Here is a 19,879-nt window from a genome sequence, read left to right on the forward strand (position 1 = left end):
TAATCCGAATGAAACATCACTAGAATTGTTATAATCAAATCATACATCTTGAGTTAGTTAAACGAAGATAGAAGTGTGTGTTTGCATGTACTTCTATCTTTTTTGTTTGCGTTTTTGCTATTTTTTATAGTTTGATTTTTTACTTTAGGAAAAAATTAAATTATATGACTTCTCAAAAGATAAACGTAAATACGGATTACGATCTTATTTGCGTTGGCGGCGGTATCATGAGCGCTTCTTTAGCTTTATTAGTAAAATTGGTACAGCCAACATTGAAAGTCTTAATTTTAGAACGCTTAGATAAAGTTGCATTGGAAAGTTCCGCAGCTTGGAATAATGCAGGAACAGGACATTCTGCTTTGTGCGAACTCAATTATACACCCGAAAATGGAGACGGCTCGATTGATATTAGCAAAGCGTTGAAAATTTGTAAACAGTTTGAAATTTCAAAACAATTTTGGTCATACTTAGTCGAAAAGAATTTAATTAAAGATCCTGGCGCGTTTATTCAGAAAATGCCGCATTATAGTTGGGTTACTGGGGAAGAAAACGCCGCTTTTTTGCAAAAACGATACGAAACATTGACAGCTCATTTTATGTTTGATTCGATGGAATTTACCAATGATGTTTCAAAAATGAAGGAATGGTTTCCGCTTATCGCGAAGGATAGAGGAGAAGATGAAACCTTAGCCGCTACAAAAATAGAACGCGGAACTGGCGTGAATTATGGAAATTTAACCCGAAAACTGTTTGAAATTTTAGAAAATGAATACGATACCAAAGTACAATGCAATCAGGATGTATTAGATATTGATCCGGATGATGAAGTAGAATGGTCCGTAAAAGTTGAAAATACAAAAACTGATGAAGTTCAGCACTTAGATGCAAAACATGTATTTATTGGCGCTGGCGGTGGAAGTTTGTTGTTGTTACAGAAAGTTGAGATTGACGAAAAAGATGGTTACGGCGGTTTTCCTGTGAGTGGCGAATGGCTCGTTTGTAAAAATGAAGAAATTATTCAACAGCATTTAGGAAAAGTATATAGCAAAGCTGGAGTTGGCGATCCGCCAATGTCTACGCCACATTTAGATACACGTTATATTGATGGAAAGCGCGAATTGTTGTTTGGCCCTTTTGCAGGATTCAGTCCGAAGTTTTTAAAAGAAGGTTCGCGGTTGGATTTATTCAAATCGATTAAGTTTGATAATATTCCTTCGATGTTTGGTGCATTTTGGCACAATTTACCTTTGACAAAGTATTTGGTAGAACAAGTGCTCATGTCTCATGACGATCGTATGGACGATTTGCGAAAGTTTGTAAAAGATGCAAAAAATGAAGATTGGGAATTGATGGTTGCTGGACAACGTGTGCAAATCATCAAAAAGGATGAATTTGAAGGCGGAAAGCTTCAATTTGGAACTGAAGTTATTCATAGCAAAGATGGAAGCATTACCGCATTGTTAGGCGCTTCGCCTGGTGCTTCTACGGCAGTGCAAATTATGTTAGAAGTGTTAGAAATTGCTTTTCCAGAAGAAGTACATTCCGATCACGGAAAAAAACTATTAAAAGAATTAGTTCCTTTTTGGAAACAGGAATTGACAAAAGAAGTGTTTCAAGCGCAATTGGAAGTTTCTAATAAGGCTTTGGGATTGGTTTAGTTCTCAGTTCTCGGTTTTCAGGACGAAGTCGAAATGCACGAAGTATCAAATCTAAAAATCAAAAAGCGTATAAGCGCATCTAAAAATCTAACCCTCTATCTTTTCGCCTTTATTCTCTTTTCCCCACTTTTGCATGCTGTGAATAATTGGCATAAGTGATTCGCCTGTTTCTGTCAAAAAATATTCAACTCTAGGGGGAATTTCCGCATAAATTTTTCTCACGATAATTTCATCTCTTTCAAGTTCCCGAAGTTGCGTCGTTAACATTTGTTTGCTAATCCCTTGAATTCTTCTGTGCAGCTTCCCAAAACGATTTAGTTTATTAGAAATTAGATATAAAACGATGGGTTTCCACTTTCCTCCAATTTTAGTCATACAATATACAACGGGGCAATTATTATACATTATTTGATCTTCGTCCATTATTTTTTCAATTTTTATTTAATTATAAAGTTAGCGTTTTCAGTATAAGTCTTATTTAAAGACTATGTTAGTTTTAAGTAACTACTTGCTAAAATAATACTTATAATCTACTTTTGGACTAAAGTATTAAAAAATTTATAATGAAAGCAGTTAACCTAAAAGAGAAGTATGACTTGTTTCACGATTATTGGAATCCTCGAATTGTAGCAGAATTAAATGGACAACACGTTAAAGTAGTCAAGGTAAAAGGAGAGCTAATTTGGCATCGTCATGAACATGAAGATGAGTTGTTTTATGTTATTAAAGGCAAACTAAAAATCTGCTTTGAGAACTCAGAAAAAACAATTAATGAAGGTGAATTATTTGTTGTTCCTAAAGGAATAACACATAAACCGATAGCTCAGGAAGAATGTTGGTTAGTACTATTTGAACCATCTGGCACAAAACATACAGGAGATCAAAAGTGCGAACAAACAGTATCAAAATTTGAATGGATATAATCACGATATAGTATGAAAAAAATTATTCAACATTGGGCTTCAAGAATTGTAATAGGTATTGTAGCTTGTGTCTTTGGCACATTCGTTATAAAAGAGTTTGTAACGCAACCTATTCTTGAGTTAATAATAGATTCTAAAGAAATCAGCGATGGAATTCAACAATTAGTATCTGGCTTTTTAATTATTATAATTTACTATGTTTTGTATGTAAATTTAGAGAAAAGAAAACTGTATGAACTCGCACTAAACAAGTTTGGGAAAGACACTTCAATTGGCTTACTGACTGGTTTCGGACTTATTTCATTATGCGTACTTATTTTGTATGGATTGGGTTATTACGAAGCGTATGGTTTTAATGCATTTTCTGTTATTTTACTTCCATTAACATTATTAATAGCTGCGGCTTTATTAGAAGAATTTGTATTTCGTGGCGTTATTTATAGAATTTTAGAAGAACGTTTTGGAACAAACATCGCGTTGCTTCAAGCGTTGATTTTTGGCGTAGTTCATTATGGTAATGAAAATGCTACGATTACGTCGGTTTGGTTTGTGTTCATGCTTGGTGTTGTTTTGAGTCTTATGTATACGTATACGCAGCGACTTTGGCTGCCATTTTTCTTTCATCTTAGCTGGAATTTTGCCCAAATAGTATATGGAACACCACTTTCTGGAGATACTGATTTTAATGCGTTGCTAGCTAGTAAATTTAATGGACCTAGCTTGTTTATTGGTTCTGAATTTGGCTTAGAAGATTCTTTTTTCTCTATACTGTTCATGACAGTACTTGCCATATATCTTTATTGGGTATGCAAGAAAAAAGGGAAGTTGAAATCTCTTACATCAGATTAATTTTAAAAAACTGAATATTCGAAGTATTCTCGATACAATTTTCTATTTCGCTTTGCTTCATATAAAATCACTCGAATTGACGTTTAGTATTTCCAATCGTCATTTCGAGTGAATTTGTGAAACAAATTTGTATCGAGAAATAGTTGAAATAAAAAAGCACTTTTAGTTTGTTTGTGGTGATAAGTTAGGCGTAGGTCATATGTTATTTTTCAGATAGAATTTCTTCACTCAATCCTAAAATATATTTTATTGTTTTCTTTTGAGAATCATTTGTATGCTTTTCAGTATTATTAAGTTGAAAATAGTATTTCTCATCAGATATCACATTTTCTTTATCACGTTCCCTATTATTATAAATAGCAAAATATGCGTTTTCTTTTTTATAGTAGATGGTAATTTCTAATCTCCCTGAAGTTACATTAGTAGTATCTTTATAATTGATTGTTTGATAGTATTCAGCTTTAACGACTTCGTTCGTTTTTTGATTCGTATATATATTTGTTACAAATCCTCCTGAACCAGTTTCTAGAAGTGAACGATCAAAAAATTGTAATGATCCTTCGATAATACGTGTAGTGATATATTTTGTACTGAATTCCATTTTATCAGAAATCTTAATCAAACTATCAGTTGTTGCATTTAATTTGGCAATTTCTGATGGTATTGAATTGTCATTCTTTTCTATAGAATCTTTTGCTTTACTTGTTTTCTTTGATGTATTGAAAACACTGCAACCTGCAAAAACGATAAATACGATGTAGATGATTTTTTTCAAATTGAGAAGAATTTACGGATAGTAATTAAGATAAAAAATCTAATGACTTATTTTTAGTTTGTATATAGGCACAAGTTACAAACTTCCGCTAGCGTATGGATACACTTAGCTCTCTTTATTTATAAATTACGATCAGCATTATTTTTTGTTTATTCTTTTTCCAACTATTTTGGGTTAAATATTAATTTTAAAACCATTTACTATGAAAAAAAAGAATCTTAAATTATTAAGTTTTAACAAAGAATCAATCTCAACGCTACAATTTACAGATCAAATTAAAGGAGGTTCTGGTGGTTGTCAGCCTAGTGACATAATTCCACTTTGTCCAAGACCTGATGATACTTCAGCAAACGGATGTGAAACTGTACCAACTTATGAAACAATGACTTGTGCTAATTGGTCCTGTGCTTGTAATAAATAAAAAGTTCAACATAATATTTCACTAAAGACAATTCACACAACTTTAACTTTTCCCAGTAAAATAAAGCCTTTCAAGCTGCGTTTATATAGTGAATCTTGTAGTTCAGGAACTATGAAAATAGTTCCATACTTTGTTAGTAATGAAAAGAGCAGCTTTTAAAGTTGCTCTTTTTTTTGATCTTTACTAATACCATTTTCACTTTAAAATTACTTACAAAAACTTGGGCTTTTTCCTTTATTCTTCAAAATAAAATTTAATCGTAGCTAAGGCTATGCTTAAATTTTCTTTTTTCCCTAAAGAAAAAATAACTGCCTTTTTATTGAGTAATTTTAAAGCAAAACTGATATAAAACGATTTATATACTTCTTTGGTTTTACGTATTTTATGTACAATAACTGGTCTTTTCAATAGTTTTATGTTGATTATCAGTTGATTGGTGAATTTATTGCTATCTTCAAATAGAAATAATATTCAAAATCATGAAGAAACGTGTCCTGTCATTTTTTACATGCTTACTTTTAATCAACTATATATCGGCGCAACCTTCTGAATCTCAAAAGCCATCTTTAGACGCTAGATTCTATATTTCTACGGCAGATTTGAATGTATTACTCACAAATTTGCAAACAGCACCTTTTGTAAATGAAGGCTGTTCAGAAGGCGATTGCGAAAAAATGAACACCTATTACAATGCTTTATACAATCTACGAGAAGATGTACGGCAGTATTATTTAGCCTTAGACGCAAGTAAAAATATATCTAAAAATCAATGGTTTTTATACTTAGATCAGACGTATAAAAACGAAAACTTAAAATGGGCACTAATTACAAATTTACGTTTTAAGGATGCTTGGGCTGGTGCTTCTTCATTCTTATTAGATGTAGCTTCTGGTGCGCAAATTTTCAAAGCAGGAAATCATATTTCTAAAAAAGGAATCGAGAAATTTTTACAAATACTAAATGATTTAGACGGTTTGTTGTCGCAAATAAATGCCTTGTACAAGCAAGTAAATACGGATAGTCAGGCAAATATTCTTTCTTCTGCAACTTCAGATGATTGGGCTAATTTGTATTCAGGATTAAAATCAGGATTGGATTTATTAGTGCAAGCTGTTGAGGTATATAACAAAGTAGACGCGAGTTTAACAGGTTCAAAGCTTAAAAAAGCCCGAATTTCCAGAGGTTTTGCAATCACAGCGGCTGTTGGTCAATTGCTCAATATCTATTCTAATTATGAGCGAAAAGGAATGAGAGACGCTATAAAAGAATTGGATAAAGTACTAAAACCAAACCAAGATGTGCAAACAGGTCATTACGATAAATACATTTTAAAAAGAAAACGGTTAGATATTTTAGACAATATCAGAAAAGAAATCAATCTTCGGTATGACGGTGTATTTGATTTGAACCTACGTTGTAAAGGAATCACGAAAAGAAAGCCCAGAAAAGCGATAGAAATTGGCGAACGCAAGTTTGGTAACGCATTAATGTATTACAAAGCGATACTATTGAAAACGACTCCTAATTTGAAAAGTGCTTGGAAAGGTATTGAAGAATGTAATGAAATAGCTAGAAACATTCAGTTTATTGTGAATGATGGGCTTGGGAAAAAGCGTTCGACGTATATAGAAATCATTCGAGAATCTGATCAGAAAAACTTATATACAGGTTCCACAAGTAGCAAAGCATCGATACTAAAATTATATCCAGATTCTTATACAATAGAAATTTATGATGGACATACATTCGATGGAATTCAAAGTCAAGGAACAACACTTAAAAACCTTGCTATCAAAGCAACGAAAGATAGTATTGTCACTTTAAGTCCTTACGGAAGAATAGAATTAAAAGTGGTTGATAAAGAAGGAAAGCTGCAAGAATTCAGGTATAGTTTCAAGAATAAAGAAAATAAAGAAATCGCGTATGCGATGACTTCAAGTGCTAAAACGGTACGACGAGATTTACTGGCAGAAACATTCGATCTTGAATTGAGTTATAAATATAATTCGGAAAAAGAAATCAAGAAAAACATTAAAATTCAAGCAAATCAACTCAATAAATTACATTTTGTATACGATGATGGAACTTTTACACAAGAAGAAAATCCATTGGTAGAAACGGTCAACGAAAGTGAAACTAGCACTTCAGATTTTAAACCGACAGCGCCTAAAGTCGCACCAGATGGTTGGGTTTCAGGAACAGTTTACAACACAACAAATGGTTCGTGCGATTGGAAAAATAAAACGCTAATCTTTATAAATCAAGGCGGATTTTTGATGAATTTAGCAACTGGTGAAATAAGCAAAGAAATCACAGTTCTGGCTGGAAAGGAAGCGAAAATTGCAGTTCCTGCGCGTGCTGAATCTTCTTTTTTAAGAGTATTTATGCTAGATGCAGATGGAAAACAGCGCATTTCTTTTTGGCTATTAAAAAAGCCGAAACATAATTGGTGGTATGCAGTTGGTTGCAATGATGGTTTTGGTTCGCAAAACACCTGTAATGATGGAAATGGAAACGCTGGTTGTGAATATTTGCCACATTGATAGTTACAATTTGCGCAAAAAAAAGAGGCTGTCTGAAAAGTTTTAAAAAGCTTCATTCTGAACTTGATTCAGAATCTCATTACACTGATTTTCAATGATTATGAGAAACCGAATCAAGTTCGGTTTGACGAAACTTTGACTTTCTAGACAGCTTTAGGTTATTTCAATTATGCATTTACTAATAAATCGGTTTGATTTCGAAAGACGAGTTTGTCATTAAACTCATCCAGCAAAATAATACTATCTACCGTGACTTTTCCGCTGAGAATTTCTTTGGAAAGTTCATTCAGTACTTTTCGCTGAATCACGCGTTTTACTGGTCGCGCACCAAACTGCGGATCGAATCCTTGTTGCGCTAAGTATGCAATTGCTTCTTCGGTTGCATCCAAGGTAATTTGCTGTTTTGCCAACATTTTTGTCACGCCTTTTAACTGTAAGCGAACAATTTCTTTAATATTTTCTTGTGATAATGGTGTAAACATAACAATATCATCAATTCGATTTAAAAATTCTGGTCGAACGGTTTGTTTTAATAAACCTAAAACTTCCACTTTTGCCACTTCCATCGCTGTATCAATGTCTTTTACCGCTTTGAATTTTTCTTCAATAATATGACTTCCCATATTTGAAGTCATGATAATGATTGCATTCTTAAAATCGGCAACTCTACCTTTATTATCTGTCAAACGTCCTTCATCTAACACTTGTAACAGCACATTAAACGTATCAGGATGCGCTTTCTCAATTTCATCAAGCAATACCACAGAATATGGTTTTCTACGCACAGCTTCCGTTAATTGTCCGCCTTCATCATAGCCAACGTATCCTGGAGGCGCACCCACCAATCTACTTACCGAATGTGATTCTTGGTATTCGCTCATGTCAATTCGGGTCATTGCGCTTTCATCATCGAACAAATAGGCCGCAAGTGCTTTTGCCAATTCTGTCTTACCAACTCCGGTAGTTCCTAAGAAAAGGAAGGAACCAATTGGACGATTTGCGTCTTGCAATCCGGCGCGACTTCTACGAACCGCATCCGAAACGGCAATAATTGCTTCTTCTTGTCCAACGACACGTTTGTGCAATTCTGCTTCGAGTTGTAATAACTTTTCACGTTCACTTTGCAGCATTTTTGTCACAGGAATTCCTGTCCATTTCGCCACAACTTCCGCAATATCCTCATTCGTTACTTCTTCTTTAATCAGCGCAGTTTCTTTATATAAAGACAATTCTTGCTGTAAATTATCTAACTGTTCTTGCGCTTCTTTTATTTTTCCGTAGCGCAATTCGGCAACTTTTCCATAGTTTCCTTCACGTTCTGCTCGTTCCGCTTCCGCGCGATAGTTCTCAATGGCTTCTTTTGTCGCTTGCACTTTATCAACAACATCTTTTTCTGTCTGCCACTTTGCGAAAATTTCGTTACGTTCTTCTTTAAGATTTGCCAATTCTGCGTTTAAAGACTTTAGTTTTGTTTCATCTTTTTCACGCTTAATAGCTTCAATTTCAATTTCCAACTGCATGATGCGTCTGTCCAAAACATCTAAGTTTTCTGGTTTTGAATTAATTTCCATGCGTAATTTAGAAGCTGCTTCGTCAATTAAATCAATTGCTTTATCTGGCAAGAAACGATTTGTAATGTAGCGTTGCGATAATTCTACTGCTGCAATAATTGCTTCATCTTTGATTCGAACTTTGTGATGTGTTTCGTATTTTTCTTTGATTCCTCTCAGAATAGAAATCGCACTTTCTGTATCAGGTTCGTTCACCATAATTTTCTGGAAACGACGTTCTAAGGCTTTGTCTTTTTCAAAGTATTTTTGATATTCATCTAAAGTCGTTGCACCAATTGCTCTGAGTTCGCCACGTGCCAATGCAGGTTTTAGAATGTTTGCTGCGTCCATCGCGCCTTGTCCGCCACCAGCACCAACTAAAGTGTGAATTTCGTCAATGAATAATACAATATCGCCATCTGCCGAAGTGACTTCTTTGATAACCGCTTTTAAACGTTCTTCAAATTCTCCTTTAAATTTTGCACCTGCGATTAATGCGCCCATATCGAGCGAAAATATTTGTTTGTCTTTTAAGTTTTCGGGAACATCACCTTGAATGATTCGGTGTGCTAAACCTTCCGCAATAGCGGTTTTACCAACACCAGGTTCACCGACTAAGATTGGATTGTTTTTCGTTCTACGTGAAAGAATTTGCAATACTCTACGGATTTCTTCATCTCTACCAATAACAGGATCGAGTTTTCCATCATTTGCTAATTGATTTAAGTTGTTGGCGTATTTATTTAGCGAATTGTATGTTTCTTCTGCATTCGCAGATGTAACGCGTTCGCCTTTGCGCAATTCTTGAATCGCACTTTGTAAGCCTTTTTCAGTAACACCTTGATCTTTTAAGATTTGCGATATTTTACTTTTCGATTTGAAGATTGCCAAGACTAAATGTGACGTTGAAACGAATTCATCGCCCATATCTTTTGCAATAATACTTGCGTCTGTCAAGGTTTTTCCAGCCGCAGGCGAAAGCATGATATTTCCGCCACTTACTTTAGAAAAACTTGTCAGTGTACTTTCTAGAATTTGTTCTAATAAAGAAACATTTACATCTAGTTTTTTAAGTAGAAAGGGCAAAACATTGTCATCAACTTCCATGATTCCTTTAAAAAGGTGTTCATTTTCAATTTGTTGATGTCCGTATGTTTGCGTAAGTTGCTGCGCTTGTTGCACAGCTTCTTGTGATTTTATAGTATAATTATTAAAATTCATAGCTGTATGTTATGTGTTTTTCTATAATTTTACAATTCTTATTCCAATTGTGAATAAGAGACAAAATGTCGGTTAAAGCGTGTGTTTACAAGACATTTTGGCATTTGAGCATTTAAAAAGTTTGAAAGTTTTTTAAAAGCTTTTCGACTCACTGATTAAATTTACAACTTACCTATGGGAATATTCAATAAAATGTTCGGAAGTTCTGATGCTTCTGAAACTCCAGAGCCTTCAAAATTGCAATGGACGCCACTTACAAACGTTGATCAGTTAGACACTATTGTGGAAGAATCAAAAACACAACCTGTTGCTATTTTTAAGCATAGTACGCGTTGCGGAATTAGTAGAATGGTGATTAAGCAGTTTGAAAGTTCGTATGATTTGGAAGAAAATCAAATGAAAGTTTATTATTTAGATTTATTGAATTACCGCCCAATTTCGGAAGAAATCGCAGCAAAATTCCAAGTATGGCATGAAAGTCCACAATTAGTTGTGCTAAAAAATGGTGTTACAGTTGCGCATGCTTCACACAGTCAAATTAATGCTCTTTCTTTAGAACAGTACATTTAACGTATTATTTTTCCATGTAAGCATAAGAATTAAGAATTTTTTAAGACAGATTTTACTTTCTTGTTTGTATCTTGAAACTATCATCATTCAATCAATCAAAAAACGTTCTTAAAATTAACTGCTCATGGAAACTACCATTAATCTATGGATAATGCTATTTTTTGCATTTGCCATACAATCCTTCGTACTCGGAATTTTATTTTTTTTAAAACGAAAAGGTGATCGAATTGCCAATTGCATCTTTGGCGTTTTCTTATTATTATTTGCGTACAATCAAATTTTTAATTGTGCGTATTGGTCTAATTATCAAGGTTCTTTCGTAGAACATTTATCATTTACCAACTTTATTCCTTGGGTTTCGTACGGTCCGTTACTGTATATCTACATTAAACGTGTACTGAATCGAACTCCTTTTACTTGGCGCGATTTACAACATGCAATTCCAATTGTTTGGATTTTTGCCGTATTTGGACGCTTTTACTTCTTACCATATAGTATTAAATTAGAACTTGTTGAAACTGGTAATTATGCTGATTATGTCAATTGGTGGCCGATTCCAAGATATTATATGGTGTTTACCGTTACATTATTGATGTTTTTGTATGTGATTAAAATTTACGGTTTGTACAAAAAAGATAAAGACAATGTACCATATCCACAACGTTTATGGGTAAAGTCGTTATGGATCTGTTTTACAGGATACACACTTATATTTTTCGCGTATTTCCTGTTGATTTATTTTCGATTATTGACTATTTCTAATGATTATTTAATTGGTTATGGAATTACATTTTTTATCGGAATTGTCACATATTTTAGTTTTATGCAGCCAAATATATTTTCGGGCACGATTTCGTTTCCGTTTGTAAAATATCAAAATAATGGCTTGTCATCTTCACTAGCAACGGAAATGAAAGATAAGTTGGTTTCTTTGATGGAAGCCGATAAATTATTTTTAGATAATTCGCTTACGCTAGATGTGTTATCGGATGAATTGAACTTATCGCGGCATCATACTTCGCAGTTAATCAATGAGTCTTTTAAGGTAAATTTCTTCGAATTTGTCAATAACTATCGGATTGACGAAGCTATCAAGCTGTTGAAGGATGAAAAAAGCAAATTAAACATCAATCAGATTATATATGCGGCAGGATTTAATAATCGAACTTCTTTTTACAACGCATTTAAGAAAAAGACAGGGATTTCGCCTAAATCATACAGAAACAAAAACAAAAAAGCTTTGTAATATTCTTCATTTGATTTTGTAAACCTTTATCGGTTAGGATTTTTTTATACATTTTTCTCAGTTCCTTTAGGATAGAAATAAACGGCCATTTGTTTTGAAAAGTGGAAGCCGAAAAACTGATAGAGTAGGCAAAGTATTAAATATTATATCATGAAAAAACAAGAAATTAAATTAGGGTTAAAAAAGTTTATTGTTTCTAACTTAAACGTTGACAGTGTAAAAGGAGGAACAGGAACTTTTCAACCAGAATCAGAAGACAGATTGAATTGTGAAACGGAAGGTTGTACGCAAGGTTGTATAACATTAGCATATACCAATTGTAATCAATGTCCATATACTACATGTTAAGCAATGTGACGAAAGTGTAAGCCGAAAAACGGATAGAGTAGGCAAGATTCAAAATTTAAAAGTAAATTATTATGAAGAAAAAAAATATAACAAAGTCCTTAAAATTGAGTAAATCCAGCATAGCAAGTCTTGCGGATAAAGAGATCAAAGCTATAAAAGGTGGAGCATCAGCAGTTCCACATTTATGTCCAACTTTTATTCCTATTTTATGTTTAGTTACCTATCGTTCGTGTACGTTTACGGAAACCTTCCGTACATGTCCGGTGTAATGAAATGGTTATAATCATAAAAATGATTACATACTAATTTTAATTAATTCTAATACTTTTTTCAGCAACTTCAGACTTCGGTTTGAAGTTGTTTTTTTTAAGAATATTTAGTATTGTTATCTGAATTTATTCCTGGTGATAATGGATTTTAATTTTGCTTTCAAATCTTCTCCAGTATCATATACCATTTGTTCATTGCTAGGAAAAGGAACTGCTCTAACATTTGTAATGTTTATATATCGTTGATCTAGCGCTCTACGATCGCCATCAAAATTTGCGTAAATATGCTCAAAAGCAAATTCACTACTTATTGGAAACGCTTCAATAAGTTGCTTTGACTTATAATTTATATACTTTACTTGCCCAGCAACTCTAGTCGTTTTAAACTGTGTAAATTCATACAGCTCGCAACGAACGTTTTTATATTTATCTACCTTGATTTTAGTTCCCAAGCTATCTCTTAAAATTGTTCCGCTGTCGTCTGTTGCATATTCCCATCCATCTTTTATCTGTTTTTCTTTAATGATTTGTTTTTCTCTTATTTGTTCAGGAGAAATATTGATTTCTCTCAAATCGAGAATTAAGCCAAAGTCATATTGTATTTGAGGGATTTCATTTCCATGATATACAGTCCATAAATCATTTAATCCATAGGTGTTAAAGTTGAGTAAATCATCTTCTAAGCGTTGCGGAATTACTTTATCGGTACTATTGCTTAAAGTAACTAATACAAAATCAGTTCCTTTTACATGCGCTTCTTCCATTAAGCGACGCGTGTCTTTATAATTTGGTGATATTTTATCTATATACCTGAAATCATCATATACTTTTCTATATTCATTTTTTTGTTTTGTAGTACTTAACAATGATTTTGCATTTGCATATAAATGTTCAGACAACTGATTTTTTGTATTAATAATTTCAGATGAATAATCTTGAATCCTGAATTTCGCATTGATACCTTTTTCTAAAATAGGCAATGGAAGTAATGGCTTGATCGTTTCTTGTCGATCGCTTATAGCAAGATACGTATTATAAATATCCTCTAACTTTTCAGGATTTCCATCCGCTTTTAAAAACTTAATTGTAGACAAATCTCTATCCAAAGCCTTCGCATACGCTTCTTGTAATAAAATAACATATTGCTGTTTTCTTTTACTTGTTTTATTCTTTTTAAGTTGATTAACAGCATCCTGAATCACGGAATCATAATTCCCTGTATTCAATGCTTCTTGTGTCTTTTTAACACCACCACAAGCGATTAAGAATAAAAATGCGGTCATTAAAAGTAGTATTTTTTTCATACGTAATTCTTTAGGTTTGTTAGGTGTAAGCAATTTAGAGACCAAACTTTGTAAATATTATATTTTTTTAATAATTACACTAAAATCTATGCATTTATAATGGCATTAATTCATGAATCATTAAATTTTTTAGAAATAGTGTGTAAAGATATTGTAGAATCTTAACTTCGCGCCATGTGTGACCCAATTATTTATGTACTCTTAGGACTTGCTGTTGGCTATATTGGCGGATTTGCAGGAATTGGAGGCGGCCCATTTTTAGTTTCTTTTCTAGTACTGTATTGTGGAATGTCGCAATTGGTAGCGCAAGGAAATGTGCTCACCATGATGTTAGGGCCCATGAGCCTTCTAGGTGTTTTATCAATGTATGAATATGTAAAAAAGCAATGGCTCAATATTGCTATTGGCGTCATTGCATATTGTATATGTTCGTATTTTGGGGCCGTTTTTGCCTTTTACATTGGAGAAACTGATTTAAAATATTACTTCGCTGTTCTATTGGTAATCATTGCGTTGATGCAATTTCGATCGTATTTAAGGAAGAATGCAAAAGCATCAGATAAAGAATTTATTTCTCCTTATTGGATTTTGATATTGGCAGCTTTCACAGGAATTTTAGGCGGTATGTTCGGAATTGGAGCTGGTGTGTTAATGGTACCAATATTAATAGGTATTTTTAAACTAAAAAAAGAATATGCGCGCTCGTTAAGTTTGGCAATTTTAATTCCGCCTGTGAGTTATGGAGCGTTTATAAAATACAACTTTGAAAATCCTGTTGACTGGCAATTGGTTGGAATTCTTTTTGGAACCTACTTTATCTCAAACTTCTTCGGAGCCAAAATGGGAAGCAAAATTTCAGGAAAAGCATTCACCTTAGTGTATGGCGTTATCTTACTCTCCATTGCTGTTATTTATTTAGTTTGATATTGTTTTCAAAACTACTTCTCATCAAGAAATAATCTTTTCTACAAAAAAATATAAATCATATCATATCATTTTAGCGAAGCCTATATAACGAATTAGCTGAGTTTGAATCTTACTATTTGATTTTCAGTATTTTAGATTAACAAAATATTAACTAATGTACTGTTTATTAATTAGTTAACTATGATCGGGATGAACGTTAGTTGTGTTTTTTTTTATTTCATTTGAACAATTTATACAAGGTGTAAGCATGCACACTCTTGTATAAATTGTTTAATATTTAATCATACTATTATGAAAAAACAAAAATCATTACAATCGTTAAGCTTAAAGAAAGCGCAAATAGCAACCTTAAATACGAAAGCTGTGAAAGGAGGTGGAACGTATCCGCACTCATCTAGAGGTTCATTGAATCCCTTAAATTGTACAAATAGTGCATTTTGTTATTAATAGTAATAAAATGAGGTTCAATTATTTCAAAAAGCATTCTTGATATTTTTTGAAATTTGAACATTACGTACTATATATATCCCACTCTTTTAAACTTAAAAATGCTGCTAAAATTTAGTGGCATTTTTTTATAATATATGTTTCAGCACATATATTTTCTAGGTTTCTATAATTTTTTCTCCGTTTTACAACTTGTAAGTGGGCAATATTTGATTAAAAAATATAATTATTCTTACGATTTCATCTTCATAATAACCATCTTTTTTTTACGGTTTTCCATTCTTTTGTGCGCTTTTATTATCGTATAATTGGTAAACCAATTTGGTTTACCAGATTGGTTTACCAAGTAAATTATTAATCACAAACCAAAAACCATGAAACAATTTTTATCAAATCTAACCTACAAACCAATGAAACTTTTGATGCTAGTCTGCTTAGTACTATGCTATTCGTGTTCTACAGAACTGGATTCAGAAATAGATGAAGAAGCTATTGAAAATGGAAAGCAACCAATTTTACAAAAAAATGCTGAAATTACACCTGCAAGCGTCTCCGCAAATGGCGATGATGGCAATGTTCCACAAAATACACTAGACGGAAACTTAGGAACACGTTGGTCGTCAAATGGCTATAACGGAAAATATATCACATATGATTTAGGTTCTGTAAAATCGGTCTCGTCTGTAAAATTGGCTTTCTATAAAGGCAATCAACGGAAAGCGTATTTTAAAATTAGAGTAGGTACATCAACTTCCAATTTACAAACCATTGTAGATAAAAAATCTTCTGGAAGTAGCGGAAATACAAACGGATTGGAAACCTATAGTTTCAATACTGTGAATGTACGTTACGTGCGAATTTCTTGCTTTGGAAACTCTTCAAGTTCGTGGAATAGTATTACAGAAACAGAAATTTATGGAACTGGCGGAACTATTGGTGGTGGCGATTCACCCGGAGATAATTTAGGACTTACTTCAAACAATTGGAAACTAAACGGATTTACTGGAAGTCCAGGGTCAGGAGCAACGTACAGAGACGATGTGTTGGCTTCTACGGGAGAAACTTTTGGAACGTACAACGATCCAAATTACTTTTATACGGATGGAGAATGGACATTTTTTAAATGCTATAGAGGGTTAGGAGGTTCTTCAAACTCTGGAAACCCAAGAGTAGAACTCAGAGAAATGAGCAATGGAAATCTTGCTAGTTGGAATGGTGGCTCTGGGAACAATACCATGACATTTACGGTTAGAGTGGATAGATTGCCACAAGATGCTGATAATGATGGAGGCGTTTTATGTTTTGCGCAAATTCATGGACCAAGCAATACCGTTGATGATGTGATTAGAGTACAATTTTTAGGAGATGAAAATCAGAGCTCTGGCGGCGTGCGAATGAAAATTAGCGGTTACATCACTGAAGATGTGCAAGGAAGCAGCTTAATCATTGATAATGGTTACCAGTTAAACACGAGCTACACGTTTAAAATTTCTTATAACAATGGAGTTGTAAAACTTTTTGATGGATCAAATGAAATCTTTTCGCAGGCAATTGGTACAAACACTTCTGGAAATTATTTTAAAGTTGGAAACTATTTACAGTCTGTACAAGGCGCAAGTTATACAGGTTCAAACGGAGTTGTAAGAATCAAAAATTTAAGTATTACACATTAAGCTTTTCAAGAATTTGAAAAGCGAAATTCTGAATTTAGTTCAGAATCTAACTATTTCCCGAATTAGCAAAAACGAAAAACTCCCAAAGGTCATTTTGGGAGTTTTTTAATTTATCGATTCATATAAATATCGATATAGAATTTAATACTTAATTACTTTTTAACTAACTTACTAAAGTTACCTGTTTTGTGATAAAAATTATTCATTTACTAACTGATTGTGACCACACTTCATATAGACATATGGATTCTGCTATTTTTTGCTTTCTCTTTTCAAGCATTCACTTTAGGAATTTTATTTTTTCTAAAACAAAAAGGCGATAAAGTTGCCAATAAACTTTTTGGAATATTCTTGTTTTTATTTTCCTATAATTTGCTTTATAATTGTGCTTATTGGGCTACGAATAAAGGATTATATCATCCACATTTATTGTATACAAACCTTATTCCTTGGGTTTTATACGGACCATTATTGTACTTGTACATTCGTCGCGTATTGTATCAAAAGAAAATGTTACTAAGAGACAGTTTGCATGCAATTCCATTATTGTTGATTTTTATAAAATATGGAGACTTTTTTATTTTATCGGCCACAGAAAAGCTTCAAAAAGCAATAAAAATAATGGCTTCCGAAGATATTACACCTTGCAAAATATACAAGGATTATATAATTATTATCGTCATGTTACTCATGTGTTTCTATGTGGGATTGATATACAAACAATACCATACCTACAAAAAAGAAACTTCCTCTGCACAGATAAGACTTTGGATAATGTACTTGTTAGGAAGTTACACAGCATATCTACTTATATTTTCGTTGTATTATTTGTTAGAATCTTTTCAATTAATGTCCCTTGCGGGAGATTATATCATCGGTTATTGTATTGTCGTTATTATTGGAATTGTTTCATACTTTAGCTTTATGCAACCTGATATTTTTTCTGGTAAGAAAATCATTCCATATATAAAATATCAAAAAAATGGTATGTTAACATCCTTTGCGCTTGAAATGAAACAGCAATTGGAAGATTTAATGGAAATAGAAAAAGTATACTTAGATCATACATTGACGCTTGATAAACTCGCAGATTTGTTGAATCTTTCTAAACATCATACTTCACAAATTATTAATGAATACTTTCAATCGAATTTCTTTGAATTTGTTAGTAATTATCGAATCAAAGAAGCGATTACTTTAATGTTAGATACTTCCAATACAATGAACATTAACGAAATTATTGATGCAACGGGATTCAATAACCGTTCTTCATTTTACACAGCTTTTAAAAAGAAAACTGGTATGTCGCCTACATCGTATCAAAAAAAATCGTTCGAGCAGTTTTAATTTTTTCCTGAAACGTTAGTCAATAATGATCGGGGTTGTACAAAAATTGTCAATCCTTGTCGGCTCACATGTGTTTTCTTACGCTTTTAATTTTCTTTGATAAAGAATTTGTTTGTGGCCAAAAACATTCTACAAAGCGGAATCCGAAAAGCTGATAGAGTAGGAAAATTATTTTAATCTTTAATTATTATGAAAAAAAAGAGTATATCAAATAGCTTAGTATTTAAAAAATCAGTTGTGGCTGAATTGAGCAATAAGAAAATGCAAGTCGTTCTAGGAGGATCAACAGCTACGACTTCAGCCATGCGTGAATGGTGTGCAACAATTAACCCATTAAATTGTACAATGAGTGCACAGTGTGCATACTAATAAGTTGCAATAAAAAAAGGCTATTGTAAGTAACAATAGCCTTTTGAATTTCTTATTTCTTCTTCGGTTGAAAAACAGGCAATAATTTTGAAGAAACTTCTCCGAAACCAATCCGTACATTATCATTCTTACAATGTCCACGCATGATTACCGTATCACCATCGTTGATAAACGTACGTTCAGAACCATCATTTAATTTCACAGGATTTTTTCCTGCCCAAGACAATTCTAACATCGAGCCGTACGAATCAGGTGTTTTACCTGATAACGTTCCACTTCCCATCATGTCACCCGAATTTACAGGACAACCATTTACGGTGTGGTGTGTTAATTGTTGCGCCATGTTCCAGTACATATATTTAAAGTTAGAACGTGCAACAACAGTTTCTGTGCTGTTTTCTGGTTGAATAGCGACTTCTAAGTTGACGTCGTAACTTTTCTTTCCAGTATATTGTAAATATTCTAATTGTGGTTTTAATGGCTTAGGACTTTCTACTCGGAAAGGTTCCAACGCATCCATCGTTACAATCCAAGGAGAGATTGAGGAAGCAAAACTTTTTCCTAAAAATGGTCCTAATGGTACATATTCCCACTTTTGAATATCGCGTGCGCTCCAATCATTAAATAAAACGACACCAAAAATATAATCTTCTGCTTCTTCAATAGGAATTGGTTCTCCTAAATGATTTGCATCTGTGGTAATAAACGCCATTTCTAATTCAAAATCGACCCGTTTTGAAGGTCCAAATACTGGATTTTCAGCGCCAGCAGGCAATGTTTGTCCTTGTGGACGGTGAATTGGAATTCCTGATGGAATGATCGAAGAACTTCTTCCGTGATATCCTACAGGTACATGAAGCCAGTTTGGCATCAATGCGTTTTCTACGCCTCTAAACATCGTACCAACATTGGTTGCATGTTCTATGCTTGAGTAAAAGTCTGTATAATCACCAATCTGAACTGGCAATTGCATTTCTATTTCGTCTAAAGTAAAAATGATCGTTTTTCTATGTTCAGCCTGATCACGTAAGCTTGCATTATTTTCATCAAAAATATCTCCAATACGGTTACGAACCAATCGCCATGTTTTCTTTCCATCTGAAATGAAATCATTTAAGCTATCTTGAAGAAAAATATCATCTGTTAAAGGAATTCCATCAAAATAACCTAATTGATGCAATGCGCCTAAATCAATGGCAAAGTCACCAATTCGTGTTCCAATGGTAATTACATCATCTCTAGTAAGGAAAACACCAAAGGGAATATTTTGTATAGGGAAATCACTATTTGCAGCTACAGTAAGCCACGTTTTTCTGTTGGGATTATTGGTAGTATCTGGCATAGTTGTGTTGAATATTTATGATTTAATAAAAAATGTTATTTCTATTCAAATATATGAGTTTTCTATATGAGTTTTGAAATCTATATCATATTTTTGG

20 protein-coding genes are annotated in these 19,879 nt (G+C 33.1%); 14 read left to right on the forward strand and 6 right to left on the reverse strand.

Translation table 11 applies throughout. The features are described from left to right. Nucleotides 1-164: 164 nt before the first annotated feature. Nucleotides 165-1,658, forward strand: a complete 1,494-nt coding sequence (mqo, locus tag H2O64_RS16130; RefSeq protein WP_187563248.1) for a malate dehydrogenase (quinone) — start codon at nucleotides 165-167, stop codon at nucleotides 1,656-1,658. Between the two features lie 87 nt (nucleotides 1,659-1,745). Here mqo and H2O64_RS16135 read toward each other — a convergent pair whose 3' ends face one another. Beyond that, nucleotides 1,746-2,081 (reverse strand): winged helix-turn-helix transcriptional regulator, encoded by a 336-nt coding sequence (locus H2O64_RS16135; RefSeq protein ID WP_187563249.1) that lies wholly within the window; start codon nucleotides 2,079-2,081, stop codon nucleotides 1,746-1,748. A gap of 140 nt (nucleotides 2,082-2,221) precedes the next feature. Between H2O64_RS16135 and H2O64_RS16140 the strand changes: the two genes are divergently transcribed. Further along, nucleotides 2,222-2,581: a cupin domain-containing protein gene (locus tag H2O64_RS16140; RefSeq protein WP_187563250.1), complete on the forward strand. Its 360-nt coding sequence runs from the start codon at nucleotides 2,222-2,224 to the stop codon at nucleotides 2,579-2,581. Between the two features lie 12 nt (nucleotides 2,582-2,593). Beyond that, complete coding sequence (locus tag H2O64_RS16145) at nucleotides 2,594-3,430, forward strand: CPBP family intramembrane glutamic endopeptidase (RefSeq protein WP_187563251.1); 837 nt, start codon at nucleotides 2,594-2,596, stop codon at nucleotides 3,428-3,430. A gap of 202 nt (nucleotides 3,431-3,632) precedes the next feature. On the opposite strand, the gene H2O64_RS16150 is transcribed toward H2O64_RS16145, so the two are convergent. Continuing rightward, nucleotides 3,633-4,205: a hypothetical protein gene (locus H2O64_RS16150; protein ID WP_187563252.1), complete on the reverse strand. Its 573-nt coding sequence runs from the start codon at nucleotides 4,203-4,205 to the stop codon at nucleotides 3,633-3,635. A 202-nt stretch (nucleotides 4,206-4,407) separates the two neighbouring features. Between H2O64_RS16150 and H2O64_RS16155 the strand changes: the two genes are divergently transcribed. Further along, complete coding sequence (locus H2O64_RS16155) at nucleotides 4,408-4,626, forward strand: hypothetical protein (RefSeq protein ID WP_187563253.1); 219 nt, start codon at nucleotides 4,408-4,410, stop codon at nucleotides 4,624-4,626. A 234-nt stretch (nucleotides 4,627-4,860) separates the two neighbouring features. Here the strand turns inward: H2O64_RS16155 and H2O64_RS16160 are convergent, their stop codons facing one another. Continuing rightward, complete coding sequence (locus H2O64_RS16160; protein WP_187563254.1) at nucleotides 4,861-5,034, reverse strand: hypothetical protein; 174 nt, start codon at nucleotides 5,032-5,034, stop codon at nucleotides 4,861-4,863. 71 nt (nucleotides 5,035-5,105) lie between these two features. Here H2O64_RS16160 and H2O64_RS16165 point away from each other — a divergent pair, with 71 nt between their 5' ends. Then, a complete protein-coding gene (locus H2O64_RS16165) occupies nucleotides 5,106-7,169 on the forward strand; it encodes a hypothetical protein (RefSeq protein WP_187563255.1) in 2,064 nt (687 codons plus the stop codon). 167 nt (nucleotides 7,170-7,336) lie between these two features. Here H2O64_RS16165 and clpB read toward each other — a convergent pair whose 3' ends face one another. Beyond that, a complete protein-coding gene (gene clpB, locus H2O64_RS16170) occupies nucleotides 7,337-9,940 on the reverse strand; it encodes an ATP-dependent chaperone ClpB (RefSeq protein WP_187563256.1) in 2,604 nt (867 codons plus the stop codon). Nucleotides 9,941-10,114: 174 nt separating this feature from the next. On the opposite strand from clpB, the gene ytxJ reads away from it, so the two are divergent. From ytxJ to H2O64_RS16190, 4 genes are all read left to right on the forward strand, one after another. After that, nucleotides 10,115-10,510 carry a bacillithiol system redox-active protein YtxJ gene (ytxJ, locus tag H2O64_RS16175; protein ID WP_187563257.1) on the forward strand — a complete coding sequence of 132 codons (396 nt, stop codon included), beginning with the start codon at nucleotides 10,115-10,117 and terminating at the stop codon, nucleotides 10,508-10,510. Between the two features lie 124 nt (nucleotides 10,511-10,634). Next, nucleotides 10,635-11,756 (forward strand): helix-turn-helix domain-containing protein, encoded by a 1,122-nt coding sequence (locus H2O64_RS16180; protein ID WP_187563258.1) that lies wholly within the window; start codon nucleotides 10,635-10,637, stop codon nucleotides 11,754-11,756. A gap of 150 nt (nucleotides 11,757-11,906) precedes the next feature. Next, nucleotides 11,907-12,104 carry a hypothetical protein gene (locus H2O64_RS16185; RefSeq protein WP_187563259.1) on the forward strand — a complete coding sequence of 66 codons (198 nt, stop codon included), beginning with the start codon at nucleotides 11,907-11,909 and terminating at the stop codon, nucleotides 12,102-12,104. A 71-nt stretch (nucleotides 12,105-12,175) separates the two neighbouring features. Next, complete coding sequence (locus tag H2O64_RS16190) at nucleotides 12,176-12,373, forward strand: class I lanthipeptide (RefSeq protein ID WP_262890649.1); 198 nt, start codon at nucleotides 12,176-12,178, stop codon at nucleotides 12,371-12,373. Between the two features lie 116 nt (nucleotides 12,374-12,489). Here H2O64_RS16190 and H2O64_RS16195 read toward each other — a convergent pair whose 3' ends face one another. Continuing rightward, nucleotides 12,490-13,677, reverse strand: a complete 1,188-nt coding sequence (locus H2O64_RS16195; RefSeq protein WP_187563261.1) for a hypothetical protein — start codon at nucleotides 13,675-13,677, stop codon at nucleotides 12,490-12,492. Nucleotides 13,678-13,851: 174 nt separating this feature from the next. Here H2O64_RS16195 and H2O64_RS16200 point away from each other — a divergent pair, with 174 nt between their 5' ends. The 5 genes from H2O64_RS16200 (at nucleotide 13,852) to H2O64_RS16220 (ending at nucleotide 18,440) form a co-directional block, all read left to right on the forward strand. After that, nucleotides 13,852-14,601: a sulfite exporter TauE/SafE family protein gene (locus tag H2O64_RS16200; RefSeq protein ID WP_187563262.1), complete on the forward strand. Its 750-nt coding sequence runs from the start codon at nucleotides 13,852-13,854 to the stop codon at nucleotides 14,599-14,601. Between the two features lie 294 nt (nucleotides 14,602-14,895). After that, entirely contained in the window at nucleotides 14,896-15,051 is a 156-nt protein-coding gene (locus H2O64_RS16205; RefSeq protein WP_187563263.1) for a hypothetical protein, read from the forward strand. 374 nt (nucleotides 15,052-15,425) lie between these two features. After that, complete coding sequence (locus H2O64_RS16210) at nucleotides 15,426-16,724, forward strand: polysaccharide lyase family 7 protein (RefSeq protein ID WP_187563264.1); 1,299 nt, start codon at nucleotides 15,426-15,428, stop codon at nucleotides 16,722-16,724. Between the two features lie 219 nt (nucleotides 16,725-16,943). Then, entirely contained in the window at nucleotides 16,944-18,071 is a 1,128-nt protein-coding gene (locus H2O64_RS24310) for a helix-turn-helix domain-containing protein (RefSeq protein ID WP_187563265.1), read from the forward strand. A gap of 189 nt (nucleotides 18,072-18,260) precedes the next feature. Then, nucleotides 18,261-18,440, forward strand: a complete 180-nt coding sequence (locus H2O64_RS16220; RefSeq protein ID WP_187563266.1) for a class I lanthipeptide — start codon at nucleotides 18,261-18,263, stop codon at nucleotides 18,438-18,440. Nucleotides 18,441-18,492: 52 nt separating this feature from the next. Here the strand turns inward: H2O64_RS16220 and fahA are convergent, their stop codons facing one another. Then, nucleotides 18,493-19,782, reverse strand: a complete 1,290-nt coding sequence (fahA, locus tag H2O64_RS16225; RefSeq protein WP_187563267.1) for a fumarylacetoacetase — start codon at nucleotides 19,780-19,782, stop codon at nucleotides 18,493-18,495. Nucleotides 19,783-19,879 lie beyond the last annotated feature (97 nt).

Origin of the sequence: Kordia aestuariivivens (genome assembly GCF_014397005.1) — a bacterium.
In the GTDB taxonomy this organism is placed as follows: Bacteria; Bacteroidota; Bacteroidia; order Flavobacteriales; family Flavobacteriaceae; genus Kordia; species Kordia aestuariivivens.

What these genes read in the sequence shown, in the direction of transcription:
- mqo (WP_187563248.1), top strand. Translation starts at nt 165, where the DNA reads ATGACTTCTCAAAAGATAAACGTAAATACGGATTACGATCTTATTTGC.
- H2O64_RS16135 (WP_187563249.1), bottom strand. Translation starts at nt 2,081, where the DNA reads ATGGACGAAGATCAAATAATGTATAATAATTGCCCCGTTGTATATTGT.
- H2O64_RS16140 (WP_187563250.1), top strand. Translation starts at nt 2,222, where the DNA reads ATGAAAGCAGTTAACCTAAAAGAGAAGTATGACTTGTTTCACGATTAT.
- H2O64_RS16145 (WP_187563251.1), top strand. Translation starts at nt 2,594, where the DNA reads ATGAAAAAAATTATTCAACATTGGGCTTCAAGAATTGTAATAGGTATT.
- H2O64_RS16155 (WP_187563253.1), top strand. Translation starts at nt 4,408, where the DNA reads ATGAAAAAAAAGAATCTTAAATTATTAAGTTTTAACAAAGAATCAATC.
- H2O64_RS16165 (WP_187563255.1), top strand. Translation starts at nt 5,106, where the DNA reads ATGAAGAAACGTGTCCTGTCATTTTTTACATGCTTACTTTTAATCAAC.
- clpB (WP_187563256.1), bottom strand. Translation starts at nt 9,940, where the DNA reads ATGAATTTTAATAATTATACTATAAAATCACAAGAAGCTGTGCAACAA.
- ytxJ (WP_187563257.1), top strand. Translation starts at nt 10,115, where the DNA reads ATGGGAATATTCAATAAAATGTTCGGAAGTTCTGATGCTTCTGAAACT.
- H2O64_RS16180 (WP_187563258.1), top strand. Translation starts at nt 10,635, where the DNA reads ATGGAAACTACCATTAATCTATGGATAATGCTATTTTTTGCATTTGCC.
- H2O64_RS16185 (WP_187563259.1), top strand. Translation starts at nt 11,907, where the DNA reads ATGAAAAAACAAGAAATTAAATTAGGGTTAAAAAAGTTTATTGTTTCT.
- H2O64_RS16190 (WP_262890649.1), top strand. Translation starts at nt 12,176, where the DNA reads ATGAAGAAAAAAAATATAACAAAGTCCTTAAAATTGAGTAAATCCAGC.
- H2O64_RS16195 (WP_187563261.1), bottom strand. Translation starts at nt 13,677, where the DNA reads ATGAAAAAAATACTACTTTTAATGACCGCATTTTTATTCTTAATCGCT.
- H2O64_RS16200 (WP_187563262.1), top strand. Translation starts at nt 13,852, where the DNA reads ATGTGTGACCCAATTATTTATGTACTCTTAGGACTTGCTGTTGGCTAT.
- H2O64_RS16205 (WP_187563263.1), top strand. Translation starts at nt 14,896, where the DNA reads ATGAAAAAACAAAAATCATTACAATCGTTAAGCTTAAAGAAAGCGCAA.
- H2O64_RS16210 (WP_187563264.1), top strand. Translation starts at nt 15,426, where the DNA reads ATGAAACAATTTTTATCAAATCTAACCTACAAACCAATGAAACTTTTG.
- H2O64_RS16220 (WP_187563266.1), top strand. Translation starts at nt 18,261, where the DNA reads ATGAAAAAAAAGAGTATATCAAATAGCTTAGTATTTAAAAAATCAGTT.
- fahA (WP_187563267.1), bottom strand. Translation starts at nt 19,782, where the DNA reads ATGCCAGATACTACCAATAATCCCAACAGAAAAACGTGGCTTACTGTA.